This is a genomic window from Burkholderia sp. Bp9099 (genome assembly GCF_003857805.1).
Classification (GTDB): Bacteria; Pseudomonadota; Gammaproteobacteria; order Burkholderiales; family Burkholderiaceae; genus Burkholderia.
The window spans coordinates 225,496-240,426 of record NZ_QTPU01000003.1 but is presented as its reverse complement, the minus strand read 5'-3'; the positions used below and the strand labels follow the sequence as shown (position 1 = coordinate 240,426).

General features: G+C 69.1%; 14 protein-coding genes. 3 read left to right on the top strand and 11 right to left on the bottom strand.

What is annotated here, in order from left to right; all coding sequences use genetic code 11:
• Nucleotides 1-33: 33 nt before the first annotated feature.
• Entirely contained in the window at nt 34-960 is a 927-nt protein-coding gene (locus tag DIE17_RS04695) for a LysR family transcriptional regulator (protein WP_044843518.1), read from the bottom strand.
• Nucleotides 961-1,103: 143 nt separating this feature from the next.
• Between DIE17_RS04695 and DIE17_RS04690 the strand changes: the two genes are divergently transcribed.
• Complete coding sequence (locus tag DIE17_RS04690; RefSeq protein ID WP_124521738.1) at nt 1,104-2,273, top strand: hypothetical protein; 1,170 nt, start codon at nt 1,104-1,106, stop codon at nt 2,271-2,273.
• A gap of 486 nt (nt 2,274-2,759) precedes the next feature.
• Nucleotides 2,760-4,217, top strand: coding sequence for an MFS transporter (locus tag DIE17_RS04685; protein WP_124521740.1), 1,458 nt, complete (start codon nt 2,760-2,762; stop codon nt 4,215-4,217).
• Nucleotides 4,218-4,306: 89 nt separating this feature from the next.
• On the opposite strand, the gene DIE17_RS04680 is transcribed toward DIE17_RS04685, so the two are convergent.
• From DIE17_RS04680 to DIE17_RS04660, 5 genes are all read right to left on the bottom strand, one after another.
• Nucleotides 4,307-5,200, bottom strand: a complete 894-nt coding sequence (locus tag DIE17_RS04680) for a LysR family transcriptional regulator (RefSeq protein WP_124485468.1) — start codon at nt 5,198-5,200, stop codon at nt 4,307-4,309.
• Nucleotides 5,201-5,320: 120 nt separating this feature from the next.
• Nucleotides 5,321-6,148 (bottom strand): alpha/beta hydrolase, encoded by an 828-nt coding sequence (locus DIE17_RS04675; RefSeq protein ID WP_124521742.1) that lies wholly within the window; start codon nt 6,146-6,148, stop codon nt 5,321-5,323.
• Nucleotides 6,149-6,442: 294 nt separating this feature from the next.
• Nucleotides 6,443-6,826: a VOC family protein gene (locus DIE17_RS04670; RefSeq protein ID WP_124485470.1), complete on the bottom strand. Its 384-nt coding sequence runs from the start codon at nt 6,824-6,826 to the stop codon at nt 6,443-6,445.
• Nucleotides 6,827-6,845: 19 nt separating this feature from the next.
• Complete coding sequence (locus DIE17_RS04665; RefSeq protein WP_124521746.1) at nt 6,846-7,811, bottom strand: hydroxymethylglutaryl-CoA lyase; 966 nt, start codon at nt 7,809-7,811, stop codon at nt 6,846-6,848.
• A 32-nt stretch (nt 7,812-7,843) separates the two neighbouring features.
• Nucleotides 7,844-9,034 carry a CaiB/BaiF CoA transferase family protein gene (locus DIE17_RS04660; RefSeq protein WP_044843524.1) on the bottom strand — a complete coding sequence of 397 codons (1,191 nt, stop codon included), beginning with the start codon at nt 9,032-9,034 and terminating at the stop codon, nt 7,844-7,846.
• 394 nt (nt 9,035-9,428) lie between these two features.
• Here DIE17_RS04660 and DIE17_RS04650 point away from each other — a divergent pair, with 394 nt between their 5' ends.
• Nucleotides 9,429-10,394, top strand: coding sequence for a D-2-hydroxyacid dehydrogenase (locus DIE17_RS04650; protein WP_124521750.1), 966 nt, complete (start codon nt 9,429-9,431; stop codon nt 10,392-10,394).
• Nucleotides 10,395-10,736: 342 nt separating this feature from the next.
• Here the strand turns inward: DIE17_RS04650 and DIE17_RS04645 are convergent, their stop codons facing one another.
• From DIE17_RS04645 to DIE17_RS04625, 5 genes are all read right to left on the bottom strand, one after another.
• On the bottom strand, nt 10,737-10,949 hold the full coding sequence (locus DIE17_RS04645) for a hypothetical protein (RefSeq protein WP_044843526.1): 213 nt from the start codon (nt 10,947-10,949) through the stop codon (nt 10,737-10,739).
• Nucleotides 10,950-11,226: 277 nt separating this feature from the next.
• Nucleotides 11,227-11,664 carry a hypothetical protein gene (locus tag DIE17_RS04640; RefSeq protein ID WP_124485474.1) on the bottom strand — a complete coding sequence of 146 codons (438 nt, stop codon included), beginning with the start codon at nt 11,662-11,664 and terminating at the stop codon, nt 11,227-11,229.
• 229 nt (nt 11,665-11,893) lie between these two features.
• Nucleotides 11,894-12,817, bottom strand: a complete 924-nt coding sequence (locus DIE17_RS04635; protein WP_124521752.1) for an ABC transporter permease — start codon at nt 12,815-12,817, stop codon at nt 11,894-11,896.
• Nucleotides 12,817-13,689 carry an ABC transporter permease gene (locus DIE17_RS04630; RefSeq protein ID WP_044843529.1) on the bottom strand — a complete coding sequence of 291 codons (873 nt, stop codon included), beginning with the start codon at nt 13,687-13,689 and terminating at the stop codon, nt 12,817-12,819. Before DIE17_RS04630 ends, DIE17_RS04635 begins: the two co-directional genes overlap by 1 nt.
• A gap of 145 nt (nt 13,690-13,834) precedes the next feature.
• Entirely contained in the window at nt 13,835-14,914 is a 1,080-nt protein-coding gene (locus DIE17_RS04625) for an ABC transporter ATP-binding protein (protein WP_124521754.1), read from the bottom strand.
• Nucleotides 14,915-14,931 lie beyond the last annotated feature (17 nt).

Genomic DNA, 14,931 nt, shown 5'->3' with positions numbered 1-14,931 from the left:
TGCAGCACGGAAGCCATTCTTCCGCAACGCGATTCAATCTCCGTCGGTGATGGCCGCCAGCTGCGCGAAATGCTCGCGCAATCGCGGCGCGGCGAAATCGACGAACGTCCGCACCTTCGGCACCGACAGGCGTCCGTAAGGCGTGACCAGATGAATCGGCAGCGGCGCGTGCTCGCTGTCGCGCAGCACGATGCGCAGCGCGCCGTCCCGCACCGGCTCCGCGACGTGATACGAGAACAGCCGCGTGACGCCGTGGCCGGCGAGCGCCGACGCGAGCGCACCGCGGATCGTGTTGACGATGAAGCGCGGTGCGAACTGGACCACCTGTGGCAGCGCCGACGGCGCGGACGGCGGAAAGCTCCACGAATCGAGCCCGAAGTGCGTCATCGAGATGATCCGGTGCCGGGCGAGATCGGCCGGCGCGGTAATCGGCGGATGGTTCGCAAGGTAGTCCGGCGACGCGACGACGACACGCCGCACCGCGCCGACCGGCATCGCGACGAGCGTCGAATCGCTCAGGTGCGCGATGCGCAGCGCGACGTCGATGCCCTCGTCGATCAGGCTGACGGGACGGTCGAGCAGTTGCAGGCGAATCGACACGGCCGGATGGCGGTCGATGAATTCGTCGATGAGCGCACGCAGCACGTCTTCGCCCGCGGCGACCGGTGCGGTGATCGTCAGCAGGCCGCGCGGCGCCGAGCGTTCGTCGGCGATCAGCATGTCGGCTTCCTCGAGATCCGCGAGGATGCGGCGGCACGCTGCCGCATAACGTTCACCGGCTTCGCTCAAACGGATCGTCCGGGTGGTCCGGTACAGCAGCGCGGTGCCCGTGTGTTCCTCGAGAAACGCGAGCGCGCGGCTGACGGCCGCCGGCGAGCGGCCCAGCCGGCGGCTCGCGCCCGCGAGGCTGCCCTCGTCGAGCGTGGCGACGAACACCTTCATCGCATCGATTCGGTCCATGTCGTGTGCGGGGGCGCGTGGGGTCGTGTCGTGGGCGGGAAAAGCCAGCGAGCAGTCTACCGTACGCGTTGCGCAACGCGGGGGCAGCGCGGTCGCGCCGCTTCGTGAAATACTTCGGCCACGCGTCCTTGCGGAACTTCGAGATGACCGACTTGCCTGCCGTGCCCGCGTTGCGTTGCGTCGTCATGCGTTGCGCGTCGGCGTGCGTCGTCGCGTGGCTGGTCGCCGGGCCGGCGATGGCCGGCTCGTCGGCGGTGTCGCCGCCCGGGTTGCCGGCGCCCGCAATCCGCTCGCCGCAACGCATCCTGTTCGTCGGCGACAGTCTCACGCACGGCCGTTACACGCCCGTGCGTTCGTACGGCGCGATGCATGCCGGCCGTCAGGCCGCAGGCGCGGCCGCGGCGCGGGTGATCGACGAGAACTTCGGGCAGACCGGCGCCCGCGCGGAACGCGAGCCGGGCCCGTGGGGCGGGATTCCGGGCATCTTCGCGCGGTTTGCCGTCGAAGCCGGGCTCGACTATGACGTCCATCTCGAAGCGATGTCGGCGACGAGTCTCGCCAAACACGACCGCGTTGCATCGGACGTGATCGACCGGCCCGTCTGGGACGCGGTCGTGCTGCAGGAGTTGAGCGCGAAGCCGCTGCCGTTCGTGCTCACGCATAGCCGTGCCAGCGATCCCGCCGCCTTCTGCGCGAGCGTCGCGAAGATCGCGCGCGGCATTCGCGCTGCTGCACCGCAAGCGCGCGTCTATCTGTACGAAACCTGGCCGGGCGCCGATCTCGCGAAGGCGCTAGCGGGCGAGCCGGGCAGCGCCGGCTTTCACGCGCGCTATGTCGAGCGTCTCGCCGAACTCGGCGCCGCGTATCGCGATGCATTCGAACGCGCCCGCCGCACCGATCCGTCGATCGTGGCCGTCGCGCCGGTCGGCCGCGCATGGCAGCGCGCGTGGATGGCGGGCATCGCCGATCCCGATCCGTATGCGCCGTCGGGCGCCCCGCTGCTGTGGTACGGCATGCGCGCGCACAACGACCCGCCGATCTCGCGGCTCGACTATCAGCATCCGGGCGTGACGGGCGCTTACCTCAGCGCCCTCGTGCTGTTCCAGCAGATCGCCGGCGTCGACGTGCGCACCCTGGGCGCGCGGGAGCAAGCAGCCGCGCAGCTCGGCATCGCGCCGGACCTGGCGGTGAAGCTGCAGGCGGTTGCGTCGGAGACGGTGCGGCATGAACGGGCGGACGTCGGGGTCGGGACCGGCACCGATGCCGGTGCGGCGGCGACGGATGAACGGTCCGATCCGTGCGCGTCGCCATGAGCCGGATGGGCGGACGAGCGGCGGCGCTGCACATTCGGTGCGTCGCAGCGATCGATGAACGCTGACGAATGCAAGGTCCCGCGGCGTCGCTCCGCCGTTCCGTCGCGCGGCGCCGGCGGATTGACCGAGGATACCGAACCGCGCGGTACGCCATCACCATCACCGGCCGCCGAATCCGCGCAGCGCGGCCTATCGTTTTCCCTGCCCTGACCTTCCAGCTTCGGCTCGCCTTCCGTCCGACGCCCGCCCAGCGGGCGTTTCCCGGCCTTTCTGCGCGGGAAAGGATGCTTGAAGCATCCGCAATTATCGCGTCGCGCAAATTCGCCGACCATGTTTCGGACGATCGGCGCGATCGCGCGCATCCGGCCTTTCGCGGGCCTTGCGGGCACGTGCGCCGCGTCGCGCGACCGGGCCCGTGATGCCGGCCGCGAATAGCCGCGAACGGCCGGGCATCGCGCCACGGCAAATCGATAATCAGGAGACACGATGAACAGCCAATCCCTCGACCTTGGCGGCACCGCGGGCGGACCCGCGTCCGCCGCATCGTCCGCGGCCCGGGCCGGCGCCGATGCGACGGCCCTGCCCGCGCGTGGCATCACGCTCGGCGAATTCATGGACGACCTGCCGGTCGGTGCGCTGCACCGGTTCGTCGTCTGGGTGATCGGCATCGGGCTGTTCTTCGACATGTACGAGATCTTCCTCGTCAGCACGATCGGCTCCGCGCTGCAGCACGAATACGGGCTCAGCCGGCAAAGCGTCGATTTCAAGCTGCTGCTCGCGTCGGCATTCATCGGAATGTTCGTCGGCGCGCTGTGTCTCGGCAGCCTCGCCGACCGCATCGGCCGGCGCAAGGCGTTCCTGATGACGCTCGTCTGGTACAGCGCGTTCTCGCTGATCGGCGCGTTCTCCGTGAACGCCGACATGCTCGTCGCATGCCGCTTTCTCACGGGCATCGGCGTCGGCGCGATCTACCCGGTCGCCGACAGCTTCCTGTCCGAAATCCTGCCGAAGGACAAGCGCGGACGGCTTGCCGCATGGGCCTATACGACTTCGTACGTCGCCGTGCCGCTGGTCGGCTTCCTCGCGCTGTGGCTGAATCCGCTGCACGTCGCGGGCGTGGCCGGCTGGCGCATCATCCTCGCGATCGGCAGCCTCGGCGCCGTGTACGTGCTGCTGGTCCAGCATCGTCTGCCGGAAAGCCCGCGCTGGCTGCTCGCGCAGGGCCGCGCCGCGGATGCGCATGCCGCGGCGAAGCGCTTCGCGGACAGCGCGGGGGTGCGCGTGCCCGACCAGTTCGCGGCATCGGCCGAACCGCAGCGGCCGCTGCGCGTCGGCGAGCGCATCGCGCTGCTGCGCCGCCGGCCCTACGGCGCGCGCTACCTGATGCTCGCGGTATTCCACCTGTTCCAGGGCTTCGGCTATTACGGCTTCGGCACGCTCGCGAGCACGGTCGTCAAGAGCCGCGGGTTCGACGTCACCGACAGCACGCTGTTCATCGCACTGTCGTTCATCGGTTATCCGATCGGCTCGCTGCTGTCGATTCCGCTGCTGAACTGGATCGAGCGCCGCACGCTCGTGATCGTGTCGATCCTCTCGATCGCCGCGTTCGGGCTGTGCTTCGCGTATTCGGGCAATACGGCGCTGATCGTCTGCTTCGGGTTCCTGACGACCTGCGCGTCGAACGTGTTCAGCAACGCGTATCACGTGTATCAGGCGGAGATCTTCCCGGCGCGCGTGCGCTCGACCGCGATCGGCAGCACCTACTCGCTGTCGCGCATCGTCAGCGGCGCGCTGCCGTTCGTGCTGCTGCCGGTGCTGGCCGAGCACGGCGCCGGAGCGATGTTCGGCGTGATCTCGGTCGCGCTCGGCATCGTCGCGGTCACGCTGCGCGTGCTCGGGCCGCTGACCACGCGGCGCAGCCAGGACGACATCAACCCGGTATGACGCGGTATGCGGCACGGGGCATGCGTGCCCCGTGCGTCGCGCCTGCCGCGCGTTGAACGCAGGTCGCGCATTCGTCGCATTCTTCGCATTCAGCGCGCCGACATGAAATCGAACAGCTTCGCGATGTCCGTCGTCAGCACGGTGCCGGCCTTCACGCCGACCCACAGCGTGCGCGTCGCCCACGCGTCGTCGAGCGTCACGACGCCGAGCCGCGCCGCGCGCTCGCCCGTCACCGCATCGCGCGGCAGCACGCCGATCCCGAGCCCGGCCTCGATCATCCGGCTCACGCCGTCGAAATTCGATACCTGGATGCGCAGCTTCAGCGAGCGCTCGGCCGCGAACGCGGCGTCGGTCATCCGCGCGAGCAGCGAACTGCCGTCGCTCAGGCCGACGTAGTCTTCATCGAGCGTATCCGCGAAGCGGATGCTGTCGCGCGCGGCGAAGCGATGCCCGCGCGGCACGAGCAGCACGAGCTCGTCGCGCCGGTACAGCCGGCGTTCGATGCCCGGCGCCGGCACGTTGTCCGCGAACACGCCGAGATCGGCCTTGCCGGACCCGAGCGCATCGACGATCTCGTGACTCAGCCTTTCCTCGAGACTGACCTTGATGCCCGGGTTGTCGGTCAGGAACGCGGCGAGATCGGCCGGCAGGAACTGGACGATCGCCGACGTATTGGTCCACACGTGAATGTGGCCGCGTACGCCGGCGACGTAATCGCTCATCTCGTGCGCCATCCGGTTCACCTGCTCGATCACCTTCGCCGCATGTTCGAGCAGCGCGCGGCCCGCGGGCGTCAGCTCGACGCCGCGCGCATGCCGGACGAACAGCGCGCTGCCGGTCACGCTCTCGAGTTCGGCGATCCGCTTGCTGACCGCGGACAACGTGAGCTGACCGTGTTCGGCCGCCTTGGTCAGGCTGCCGTGCTCGGCGACGAGCGCGAACACGCGCAGCGACTGCAGATCGAAATGAAGCGGGTTCACCATGACGAGGATCCTGGGGTGTGCCGTGCGGCGCGTGCGAACGGCGCCCGACCGGCTTGATGCCGATCATACGCCCGGCCATGCACGCGGCGAAAGCGCGCGAGACGGCGCAGGACGGCGCGCTCAGCGCGGCGCGATCGCCTGCAGTGCGGCGAGCATCGCGCTGTCCGGTCGCGCTAGATCGTCGAGTACCGTGAAGTGCTGCATGCCCGGCAGCCACGCGCGTGCAACCGGCTCGCCGGCCGCCTCGCATGCGTCCGCGTATTCATGCGCATGGCGCACCAGCTCCGGCAACTCGGCCGCGCCGACCGCGACGACGGTCGGCGCACCGGGGCCGACATGACGCAGCGGGCTGTAGGCGGCGATTTCCTGCGCGGTGAGTCGAAGCTTCTCGCCGAGCACGCACAGCGAGATCGGCTCGAGATCGACGAGCGGGCTGATCGCAAGCGCCGACACGACCGCCGGATGCGCGCGATACACGGCGGTCAGGTGACCGCCTGCCGAGTGGCCGCTCAGGTGGATCGGCCGGCCGCCGGTGCCGATGCGATCGGGATCGGCCGCGAGATGGTCGAGCAGCGCGCCGATCTCGCCGACGATGTCGGTCATCGATGCAGCCGGTGCGAGCGTGTATTCGGCGAGCACGACATCGAACCCGCGTGCGAGCGGCCCGGCGGCCGCGTACGCGAAATCTTCCTTCGCGCAGTGCTGCCAGTAGCCGCCGTGAATGAACACGAACAGCGGCGCGCCGGGCAGGCCGCAGCGCAGCCAGTCGAAGCGCTGCGCGGGGCGCGACCCGTAACGCAGGTCGCGCTGCGCGGGCGTCGCGGCGTAAAGCGCGGCACTGCGTGCCTGGCAGGACGCGAGTACCGCGGGGAAGTCAGGAATGGCCTTCGTGTTCAGGTAAGCGGCGTCGAGCGCCGCGCGGTCCATGCCGCGATAGAGGATCGTCATTCGGAATGTGCGTGGGTCGGATTGCGGATCCGCGGGACGCGCGTCGCGCCCGCTGCGAAGGCGGCGGACGGACCGGCGCCGATGCACGCCATTATCCGCAGTACAACGGGGCGCGCCTATCCGGAATCGGCGGGTGCGGTACGCGCCTGTCCGCTTTCGGCGGAGGATTGCTGCGTGGCGGGCGCATCGCGCCGGCGCATGCGGAACCGGCAGAACGGACGCGATGCTGCGCCCACGCCGCACGACAGCTCGGCATGACCGCCGCGCGCGCCGTGCAATTCACGGCAACGCAACTCAGATCAGCTCGGAGATCTCGATCAGGTTCAGGTCCGGGTCGCGCACGTACACCGACCGGATCTTCTGCGTCGCGCCGGTGCGCTCGACGGGCCCTTCGACGATCGGCCATTCGACGAGGTGCAGATGCGCGATCACGTCGTCGAGCGGCACCGACGCGATGAAGCACAGGTCGAGCGCGCCGGGCACCGGCACGTGCGCCTTCGGCTCGAACTCCGCGCCGCGCACGTGCAGGTTGATCTTCTGGTTGCCGAAGCGGAACGCGAGCCGGCCCGCGCCGAAGGTTTCGAGCTGCATCTGCAGCACTTCGGTATAGAAATGCTTCGTCCGCTCCGGATCGACGCAAGTCAGCACGAGGTGGTCGAGGTGGTCAATCAGTGCCATGTGATTCGCTCCGGTTCGGTTACGAGAAAGCCCGCTGCGCCGGCATGTGGCCGGCTTCGGCGCGCGGTGGCGGATGCAGGTCCGAGCGGCGCCCGGCCTTCAGGATCTGGCTCGGCACGTCATGCCCGATCAGCGCGGGCAACCGCGCGGCCGCGGCGAGTACGCCCGCCAAGTCGACGCCCGTATCGTAGCCGTCGAGCGCGAGCATGTGCACGAGCTCCTCGGTGCACGCGTTGCCGGTCGCGCCCGGCGCGTACGGACAGCCGCCGAGGCCGCCGAGCGATGCGTCGAAGCGGTCGATGCCGGCGTCGAGCGCGGCGAGCGTGTTCGCGAGCGCCATGCCGCGCGTGTTGTGAAAGTGCAGCGTGAGCTGCAGCGCGCCGAAGCGTTCGCGCGCGCGTTCGGCCAGGTCGCGCACCTGGGACGGATACGCCATGCCGGTCGTGTCGCACAGCGTGAAGCCGTGCACGCCGAGATCCGCGAAGCGCTGCATCCACGCGAGCACGGTTTGCGCGCGCACGTCGCCTTCCATCGGGCAGCCCATCGCGGTCGACAGCGACACGTTGAGCGCGACGCCGGTGCCGCGCACCGTGTCGATCACGTCGCGCAGTTGCGCGAACGACTGCTCGCGGGTCATCCGCAGGTTCGTGCGGTTGTGGCTCTCGCTCGTCGACATCACGAGGTTCACCTCGTCGACGCCGCACGACAGCGCGCGTTCCGCGCCGCGCACGTTCGGCACGAGCACCGTATAGACGACGCCCGGCGCGCGCACGATGCCGTGCATCACGGCTTCCGCGTCGCGCAGCGCGGGGATCGCCTTCGGCGACGTGAACGACGTGACCTCGATCTTCGCGTAGCCGCACGCGCTCAACGCGTCGACGAGCGCGATCTTGTCGTCGGTGTCGACGAACGCCGCTTCATTCTGGAAACCGTCGCGTGTCGCGACTTCGTGAATATAAAGTCGTTGGGGATGGGGCTGGTTCATGTCGTCGTCCGGGTGGCGGCGGGTTGGTCGCTTCAGATCACGCCGCGCGTGCGCCAGTCGTCGCGCGTCGCCGCATCGATGCCGATCGATTCGAGTACCGCGTCGGTATCGGCGCCGAGCGCGGGCGCCGGACGCTCGATGCATCCCGGCGTCGCGCCGAGTTTCGGCACGATGCCCGGCACGAGCACGGGCGTGCCGTCGGGCAGCGCGGCGTCGACGATCATGTCGCGTGCGCGGTAATGCGGATCGGCCGCGATGTCCGCGACGTCGTAGATGCGCCCGGACGGGATGCGTGCGTCGTGCAGCGCGGCGAGCACGTCGTCGAGATCGAGCCGCGCGCTCCATTCGCCGATCGCCGCGTCGATGCGCGCGACCTGCGCGACGCGCCCGTCGTTGTGCGCGAGCGCGGGATCGTCGCCGAGATCGGGGCGCCCGATCAGCGCCATCAGGCGCCGGAAGATGCTGTCGCCGTTGCCGGCGATCAGCGCGTACCTGCCGTCGCGGCAGCGGTACGCGTTGGTCGGAGCGATGCCCGGCAGGCTGCTGCCGGCCGGCTCGCGCACCGCGCCGAACGCCGAGTATTCGGGCAGCAGGCTTTCCATCATGTTGAAGACGGATTCGTACAGCGCGACGTCGACGACCTGCCCCTTGCCGCCCTGCTGTTCGCGATGGCGCAGCGCGAGCAGGATGCCGATCACGCCGTGCAGCGCCGACAGCGAATCGCCGAGCGACACGCCGACGCGCACCGGCGTGCGGCCGGGCTCGCCGGTCAGGTGGCGCAGGCCGCCCATCGCTTCGGCGATCACGCCGAAGCCGGGCCGGTCGCGATACGGGCCGGTCTGGCCGAAGCCCGATACGCGCAGCATCACGAGACGCGGGTTGATCGCGGACAGCGTCTCCCAGTCGAGCCCCCAGCCTTCCAGCGTGCCGGGCCGGAAGTTCTCGATCAGCACGTCGGTCCCGGCGACGAGGCGGCGCACGACGTCCTGCCCTTCGGGCGTGCGCAGGTCGAGCGCGAGCGAGCGCTTGTTGCGCGACTGCGCGGCCCACCAGACCGACGTGCCGTCGTGCAGCAGCCGCCATTTGCGCAGCGGGTCGCCGACGCCGGGCGGCTCCACCTTGATCACGTCCGCGCCGAATTCGGCGAGCATCCGGCCCGCGAACGGCCCGGCGATCAGTTGGCCGAGTTCCAGCACGCGGATACCGTCCAGGGGGCGCGTCATGACTGTCTCCTGAAAATCGTGTTGTCGATGACGGCGATCATGACGGCGTTCGCATCCGGCGAAAATCGATCGATGCTCAACCAGCCTTTCCTGAACGGAAAGGGGCGCGTGGCTCTTTTCGCGGGCCAGCACGGCGGCTTCGTCGAGCGCCGCACACGCATCGTCCCAGTGGCGCCCGCGTGCGCCATCGCCTGCAGCACGACGGGGCGCTGCCACAGCGGCTCGTGCGACGGAACAGTGAACCGGGAAGTCGTCGGGCCGGCCGTGCACGGATGGCATCGACGTTTTCCACGCGGGAAAGCGCGCTCGCGCAATGCGCAAGCCCGATCGCATGCGCCGTTGGCAGAATCGTTGCCGTTGCGCGCCCGCCGGGCGCCCGTCAGCGAGGCCCGCCATGTTTTCCAGTTCCTCTCCTGCGCAGATCGTGTTTCTCGACCGCGCGACGCTGTCGCCGCAGACCGTGCTGAAGCCGTTTCCGTTTCCGCACGCGCTGCGGACCTTCGAACGGACGGCCGCGGACGAAGTGGCCGCGCGTATCGGCGACGCGGACATCGTCGTGACCAACAAGGTCCGGCTCGACGCGACGGCGCTCGACCGTGCGCCGCACCTGAAAATGATCGCGATCGCCGCGACGGGTACCGACATCGTCGATCTCGATGCGTGCGCCGCGCGCGGCATCGTCGTCAGCAACATTCGCGGGTATGCGGTGCGCACCGTACCCGAACACACGTTCGCGCTGATCTTCGCGCTGCGGCGCAGCCTCGTCGCGTATCGCGACGCGGTGCGCGCGGGGCGCTGGCTCGACAGCGGACAGTTCTGCTTCTTCGATCATCCGATCCGCGACCTGGCCGGCGCGACGCTCGGGATCGTCGGCGACGGCGTGCTCGGCCGTGCGCTGGCCGGCATCGCCCGCGCGCTCGACATGCGCGTGCTGTTCGCCGCGCACGGCGCTGCGCGGGGCGCCGGGCATGTGCCGCTCGACACGCTGCTGCGCGACAGCGACGTGATCACGCTGCACTGCCCGCTCACGCCGGGGACCCGCGGCCTGATCGACGCGGCCGCGTTCGCGCGGATGGCGCGCCGGCCGCTGCTGATCAACACCGCACGCGGCGGGCTCGTGGATGAAGGTGCACTCGTCGACGCGCTGCAGTCGGGGCAGATTTCGGGCGCCGGCTTCGACGTGGTCACGCAGGAGCCGCTGCCGGCCGCGCACCCGTTCCACGCGATCCTGTCGCATCCGGCGTTCATCCTGACGCCGCATGTCGCGTGGGCGAGCGACGAGGCGATGCGGGCACTGGCCGATCAGCTCGTCGACAACGTTGCCGCGTTTGCGCGCGGCGAACCTCGGCAGGTGGTGTGACGCCGGTCGCTGCGGACCGAACCTGCGGACCGCGCGAATTCGGGCCGTGCAGTCAGGGCCGTGTAAATGGGGCGCGCAGATCGACCGCGCAAATGGAGCGGCCCCGCTCGATTGCTCGAAGCGGGGCCGACGGAATGGGGGCTGCTTACGCCAGCGACTCGGCACGGTACGGGTTCGTACATCCGCCCTGTCTTGCGGCCGGTTTCCGAATTCCTGATGGGCGCTACTTCAAGGAAATCAGGCCGCCAAATCTGTAGGACGAGTCCAAAACTGATGAAACGGTGCCCAGGACACCGTTCGCTGCCGCGCCGACCGGCGCGCGAGCCTCGACGCGAAGATCGATCAGTAAGCGGACATCTCGACGCAAGGATCGACCTTGGACGGCGAGCAGATGACCGAATACTTGGCGCTTTCGCGCATCAGCGCTTCGCCTTCGTGCAGCGCGATCTTGATCTCGGGGTGACGCTCGTACGCGAGGAACGCGGAGCAGAAGACCGCGGACATCACGACCAGGGAAAACACAAATTTTTCAAGGGATTGGAGACGTTCGGGCATGGTTCGACCTTTCTTCTAGGTCGTGATTATAGCTCGAATTAAGGGTTTTCCCTATATTCCGATCCGCATACCGAGGATGGGTTCGGTCGATACCCGGTCGCGTTTGCGCCCTTTTTTGCCGCTAATCCGGGCCCGAGCACGGGTCGAACAAGATGGGGCACCGCCGCGGTCGCGGCACCGTTCGCGCAGTCCGCCAGCGGTCCGTGGAGAACGGTACGGTTCCGCGCGCCGGGAGCGTCCTCTGAAGAAAGCGCGACGAAGCCCGTCGCCGGCCGCGTCACTGCGGCGCTGACGCACCGCTCGCCGCGTTGCCGGGCCACGCCTTGCCGATCCGGTCGATCAGCGATTTGGCGGCGCCGGTCGCGATGGCCGCGTCGACGCCCGAGGTCTGCCACGAACCGTCGGCGGCCTTGACGAAGGTCAGGTTCGCGCGCGACGGCGCGTAATCGTGGTTGCGCCACGTGACCACGACGTCGCACGTGTAGGTCCGTTCGCCGACCTTCCTGCAGTCGCCGTCGGGTTTCGCCGAGATCACGTCGGCCGACACGGGCAGCGGCTGGCCGAACAGCGCGTTCAGGCCGCCGTGGTTTTCCGCTTCGAGCGCGCGGCGCACCGCGGCATCGACGTCGCTCGATCCGGGGCCGTCGTGGAGCAGGTTGCAGGCGGCAAGCAGCGTGGCCGCACAGCCGAGCGTGAGCAGCGTGGGAAACTTCATGGAACTCCGCGAATCGGGTGAACGTCGGGCGGCATGCGGCGATGCGAGCGAACGTATCGCCGGGCCGGTACGCTGCGTAGTCTGCAACGTCCGTGCACGGTTCGCGGTATCCATTTGTAACCAATTGCACGGATGGCGCGCGCAAGCATCGGCAGGACCGCCTGCATCGCTGCGCCGCCGCTGTCCTTCGCGTTGAGTCGCGTTAACGCACGCCGCCACACGTGGACGCCTATTGCCGCTCCTGCTTCACGCGACTCACGAGCTGCGTCGGGCTCACGAACTGCAGCGCGATCACGACCCACACGAGCGTGATGGCCATGTAGATCATCGCCATCGCGTCGATCGACTGCGGCGCGCGCACGCCGGTCGAGAACACCGCGTAATACAGCGCGACGACGAGCGTCTGCGTGCTCGGGCCCGCGGTGAAGAAGGTCAGCTCGAACATCCCGATCGTGCGCACCAGCACGAGCAGCCCGGCCGCGAGCATGCCGGGCACCAGCAGCGGCAACAGCACGTAGCGGAAATAGCGCCACGTGTTCGCGCCGAAGATGCGCGCGGCGGCTTCGAGGTTCGGATCGATCTGCTCGATGAACGGCGTCATCACGAGGATCACGAACGGCAGCGCCGGTACCAGGTTCGCGAGGATCACGCCCGGCAGCGTGCCGGCGAGCCCGACCTTGTACATCACGGTCGCCATCGGGATCCCGTACGTGACGGGCGGCACCATCAGCGGCAGCAGGAACACCAGCAGCGCGAAGCGCTTGCCGCGGAATTGCACGCGCGCGAGCGCATAGGCGGCCGGCACGCCGAGCGCGACCGACAGCAGCACCACCGCGCCGACCACTTCGACCGTCACCCACAGCACGCTCGCGAGCTGGAAGTCTTCCCACGCCTTGGCATACCAGTGCAGCGTGAAGCCCTGCGGCAGCGGCGTGCCGAACCAGCGCGTCGCGACCGAGTTCACCGCGACGGTCGCGATCAGCAGCATCACGTTCAGCAGGAAGAACGCCATCAGCCCCCACACGAGCGCCTTCCATGCACGGCCGGCGAGGCTGCCGCGCAGTTTGCGCGGCTTCATCGCGTTGACCGGCTGCGCGCCGGGCGGGCTGTGCTTCGGCGGCCACGCCGGCGCGGCATGATTGTCGGTCGCCATCAGCCCTTGCCTCCCGTGACCGGACCGGTATAGAAGAAGCGGCGCGCGCCGAGCATCGACGCGACCACCAGCAGCTGCACGAAGCCCATCACGATCGCGATCGCCGACGCGAGCGAATAGTCGTAGCTCTCGAACGCGGCTTCGGCGGCCGCGATCGAGATCACTCGCGTCGGCCCGGCCGGCGCGCCGAGCAGCACGGCTGACGGGAACACCGAGAACGCCTGCACGAACGACAGGCACGCGGCCATCGTGAGCCCCGGCACGAGCAGCGGCAGGTAGATCCGCCGGAACTGCTGCCACGGGTTCGCGCCGAGCGTGGCCGCGGCGCGCGCGAGCGTCGGGTCGATGCCGCTGATGTACGACAGCATCAGCAGGAACGCGAACGGAAAGCCCGACACGATCAGCGACAGCAGCACGCCCCAGTAGTTGTGCGTGAGGCGCACCTCGTCGGTGTACAGGTGCAGCCCTTGCAGCGCCTGCGGGAACCAGCCGTTCGGGCCGAAGTACGTGAGCATCCCGTCGGCGACGAGCACCGTGCCGAGCGTGACGGGAATCACGAGCAGCGTCGTGACGAACTTCTGGTACGGCGAGTTGCGGCGCAGCGCGAACGCGACAGGCACCGCGATGCCGACGTTGATCAGCGTCGCCGGCACCGCGAGCTTCAGCGTGACGAGCACGGTCGGCCACATCGCCGTGTCGGTGAAGAACTGCACGTAGTTCGCGAGCACGCCGCCGCCGTTCGTCGGCTGGAACGACAGCACGAGGCCGTACGCGAACGGATAGATGAACAGCGCGACGATGAACGCGAGCGCGGGCGTGACGAGCCACGCCTTCGCGTCGCGCGGCGCGCCGCCGGTCGCGAGCGTGCTCATGCGGCACCGCCCTTGCAAGTGCTGTTTCGACAGTGCCCGACAGAAGCATTCCGTTGCGCAAGAATGTGCGTCCGGCGGCGATCGGGGATGGTTTTCATGCTGGCCTCCCGGGGGCGCGCTGCCGCGCACGCGGCGCCGCGGCCGTTCATCGCGCGTCTCCCGCATAGACGAGCGTGCGCGCCGGGCTCACGCGCAGCCGCAGCCGTTCGCCCTGCGCGAATTCGCCGGCGACGCGCGCCCAGATCGGGCCGAACGGCGTGATCGCGCGAATGAGCGAGTCGCGGCCGCCGTATTCGACCGTTTCGACGGTCGCGTCGAATGCGTTGTCGGCGCCTGCTTGTGCGCGCTCGATGTCGTCGGGGCGCAGCGCGACCACGACGTCCTTGCCGTCGAAGCCCGCCATCGGCACGCCGGTGATGCGCACACCCGCGGCGGCGACGTTCACGTAATCGCCGGCCATGCCTTCGAGCGTGAACGGCAGCACGTTGCGATAGCCCATGAAGCGCGCGACGTGCAGGTTGTGCGGGCGCGTGTACACGTCCTTCGGCGACGCGACCTGCTGCACGACGCCCTCCTTCATCACGACGATCCGGTCGGCCATCGACAGCGCCTCGTCCTGGTCGTGCGTCACGTAGATCGTCGCGCGTTCGAGTTGCGTGTGGATGCGGCGGATCTCGGCGCGCATCTCGATGCGCAGCTTCGTGTCGAGGTTCGACAGCGGCTCGTCCATCAGCACCAGCGGCGGCTCGATGACGATCGCGCGCGCGATCGCGACGCGCTGCTGCTGCCCGCCCGACAACTGCCCGGGCAGCTTGCCCTCGTGGCCGACGAGCTGCACGAGTTCGAGCGCCTGCTGCGCGCGCCGCCGCGTTTCCTGCTTCGGCACGCCGCGCATCTTCAGCCCGAAGCCGACGTTTTCGAGCACCGACATGTGCGGAAACAGCGCGTAGTTCTGGAACACCATGCCGAAGCCGCGGCGCTCGGGCGGCAGCACGTCGATGCGCGTGTCGTCGAGCCAGATGCCGCCGCTCGTGAGCGGCTGCAGCCCGGCGATGCAGTTCAGCGCGGTCGACTTGCCGCAGCCCGACGGGCCGAGCAGCGCGACGAACTCGCCGCGCCGGATGTCGAGATCGAGCCCGTTCAGTGCGGCGACCTGCGCGCCCTCCGCATTGGTGAAGCTGCGGCACACGCCGTCGAGCCGCAACCGTTCGAAACTGTGCTTCATTACGCGAACTCCGTCGG

Excerpts from the sequence above, each read along its gene's own strand:
- DIE17_RS04680 (WP_124485468.1), bottom strand. The coding sequence starts at position 5,200 with ATGGTGAACCCGCTTCATTTCGATCTGCAGTCGCTGCGCGTGTTCGCG.
- DIE17_RS04635 (WP_124521752.1), bottom strand. The coding sequence starts at position 12,817 with ATGGCGACCGACAATCATGCCGCGCCGGCGTGGCCGCCGAAGCACAGC.
- DIE17_RS04690 (WP_124521738.1), top strand. The coding sequence starts at position 1,104 with ATGACCGACTTGCCTGCCGTGCCCGCGTTGCGTTGCGTCGTCATGCGT.
- DIE17_RS04670 (WP_124485470.1), bottom strand. The coding sequence starts at position 6,826 with ATGGCACTGATTGACCACCTCGACCACCTCGTGCTGACTTGCGTCGAT.
- DIE17_RS04660 (WP_044843524.1), bottom strand. The coding sequence starts at position 9,034 with ATGACGCGCCCCCTGGACGGTATCCGCGTGCTGGAACTCGGCCAACTG.
- DIE17_RS04630 (WP_044843529.1), bottom strand. The coding sequence starts at position 13,689 with ATGAGCACGCTCGCGACCGGCGGCGCGCCGCGCGACGCGAAGGCGTGG.
- DIE17_RS04645 (WP_044843526.1), bottom strand. The coding sequence starts at position 10,949 with ATGCCCGAACGTCTCCAATCCCTTGAAAAATTTGTGTTTTCCCTGGTC.
- DIE17_RS04640 (WP_124485474.1), bottom strand. The coding sequence starts at position 11,664 with ATGAAGTTTCCCACGCTGCTCACGCTCGGCTGTGCGGCCACGCTGCTT.
- DIE17_RS04675 (WP_124521742.1), bottom strand. The coding sequence starts at position 6,148 with ATGACGATCCTCTATCGCGGCATGGACCGCGCGGCGCTCGACGCCGCT.
- DIE17_RS04695 (WP_044843518.1), bottom strand. The coding sequence starts at position 960 with ATGGACCGAATCGATGCGATGAAGGTGTTCGTCGCCACGCTCGACGAG.
- DIE17_RS04665 (WP_124521746.1), bottom strand. The coding sequence starts at position 7,811 with ATGAACCAGCCCCATCCCCAACGACTTTATATTCACGAAGTCGCGACA.
- DIE17_RS04625 (WP_124521754.1), bottom strand. The coding sequence starts at position 14,914 with ATGAAGCACAGTTTCGAACGGTTGCGGCTCGACGGCGTGTGCCGCAGC.
- DIE17_RS04650 (WP_124521750.1), top strand. The coding sequence starts at position 9,429 with ATGTTTTCCAGTTCCTCTCCTGCGCAGATCGTGTTTCTCGACCGCGCG.
- DIE17_RS04685 (WP_124521740.1), top strand. The coding sequence starts at position 2,760 with ATGAACAGCCAATCCCTCGACCTTGGCGGCACCGCGGGCGGACCCGCG.